Origin of the sequence: Micromonospora sp. DT46, assembly GCF_049841735.1 — a bacterium.
GTDB lineage: Bacteria > Actinomycetota > Actinomycetes > Mycobacteriales > Micromonosporaceae > Micromonospora > Micromonospora reichwaldensis.
In genome coordinates, this window is the sequence record NZ_JBNCKW010000025.1 from 1 (window position 1) to 2,028 (window position 2,028).

Annotated in this window: 2 protein-coding genes; both read left to right on the forward strand. The window is 70.7% G+C overall.

All coding sequences use genetic code 11. The annotated features are described in order from the left end of the window. Nucleotides 1–156 precede the first annotated feature (156 nt). Nucleotides 157–1,152 carry an alpha/beta hydrolase gene (locus ACLQ20_RS31310; RefSeq protein ID WP_151455691.1) on the forward strand — a complete coding sequence of 332 codons (996 nt, stop codon included), beginning with the start codon at nt 157–159 and terminating at the stop codon, nt 1,150–1,152. Nucleotides 1,153–1,326: 174 nt separating this feature from the next. Further along, on the forward strand, nt 1,327–2,028 hold a 702-nt coding region (locus ACLQ20_RS31315; RefSeq protein ID WP_425858373.1), incomplete at its 3' end, for a M23 family metallopeptidase.

The following is a 2,028-nucleotide window of genomic DNA, read 5'->3' on the forward strand; positions in this document are numbered from 1 at the left end:
GGACTCTCCACCGGCACCACCTTCAACCCCAGCACCAAATGGCACGACTTCTTCGGCCTCAACGGCGAAACCACCCTCTGAACCGTCCCGCGTAGAGAAAACGCTCCGCGCCACAGTTCGCGTCCGCCCGGCGCGGCTTCACCCGATGGAGGATCCATGGACAACACCCCTGCCGCCCGCCGGCCCGTCAGCCGCCGCCGGCTCCTGACCGGCGCCGCGGGAGTCGCCGCCGCCGGCACGTTCGCCGGCGCCCTCGCCGCACCGCTGCCCGCGTCCGCGGCCCGCGACGGCCACGGCCTGCGCATCGTCGACCGCAACGAGAACGGTGGCCGCCTTCAGTACTACCGGTTCGCCACCGACGCCATCGAGTGGGACCCGGCGGTCAACGTCCTGCTGCCCGACGGCTACCACACCAGCGGCAAGCGTTACCCGGTGCTGTACCTGCTGCACGGCGGGGCGGCCGACTTCCGGACCTTCCACATGCAGGACAACATCATCAACCTGACCGCCGGCAGAGAGATCATCGTCGTCATGCCGGACGCCTCCACCGGCTGGTACTCGAACCCGGTCCACAGCAACACCGGTCCCCGCAACTGGGAGACCTTCCACATCGCGCAGCTGCTGCCCTGGATCGAGTCGAACTTCCGCACCTTCCCGGAGTACAACGGTCGCGCCGTCGCCGGCTTCTCGATGGGCGGGTTCGGCGCCCTGAAGTACACCGCGAAGTACTACGGCCACTTCTGCTCGGTCAGTTCCCACTCCGGGCCGGCCAGCCTGCGCCGCGACTTCGGCCTCGTCGTGCACTGGGCCAACACCACCTCGGCCGCGATGGACCTCGGCGGCGGCACCGTCTACGGCGCGCCGCTGTGGGACGAGGCGCGGGTCACCGCCGACAACCCGGTCCAGCGCATCGAGAGCTACCGCAACAAGCGCATCTTCCTGGTCGCCGGCACCTCGCCCGACCCGATCAACTGGTTCGACTACGTCAACGAGACGCAGGTGCTGGCCGGTCAGCGCGAATTCCGGGCGGCCCTGGGTCGGGCCGGCATCCCGCACGAGTGGCGTGAGCTCCCCGGCGGCCACTTCTTCCGGCACGACATCTTCGTCCAGGACCTCAACGGGATGCTCGGCCGCCTGCGCCGCGCCGGCTGACCCCTCGTCGTACGACGCGCCGCCACCGCAGACATCCGTCGCGGCCCGGCGGCGCGTCGTCGACGGCGCCCCACCGCGGCCCGACCGTCCCGCCCACCGGGTGGCATCCGCCACGCCGACCGGCGTGCCCGCTCCCCCGACCCCATCCGAGCCTTCCCTGACGGGAGTCACCCCATGTCACGGCCTCCGAGGACCGGGGCGCGTCGCGTCCTGGCCGCCCTGCTCACCCTGGCGGTGGGCGTCCTGACCGGCGCGGTGGCGACATCGTCCCCCGCGCTCGCCGCGCCGAACTTCAAGGCCCCGTTCCCGTGCGGGCAGCGGTGGACCTACGACCACCACAGCGCCGAGGTCCGGCAGGCCCTGGACTTCGTGCGGGCCGACGGAGGTGCCACCGCGGGCACGCCGCAGGTCGCCTCCGCGGCGGGCGTCGCCCGGCGGTACTCGCAGCCCAGCGGCGCCGGCAACTACATCGTCATCGACCACGGCGGCGGTTGGACCACCTACTACTTCCACCTCAGCACCTACTCCGTGCCGGACGGGGCGTACGTGCAGCAGGGCCAGCAGATCGGCACCACGGGCAGCACCGGCAACTCGTCGGGGCCGCACATCCACTACGAACAGCTCTACAACGGCGTGGGGCAGACGATCGTGATCAACGGAACGTCGCTGGCGCCCTACCCCGGCCAGTACCACCAGAAGTACCTGGTCAGCGACAACTGCGGTACGTCGCCGACGGGTGGCCGGTATCTGGCGGGTTCGCCCACGGACTTCACCGGCGACGGACGCGACGACATCGTCGCCTTCACCCAGGGCACCCTCAACGACGTCTACGTCTCCACCTCCACCGGCACCAACTTCGCCGGCACCTCCAACAAA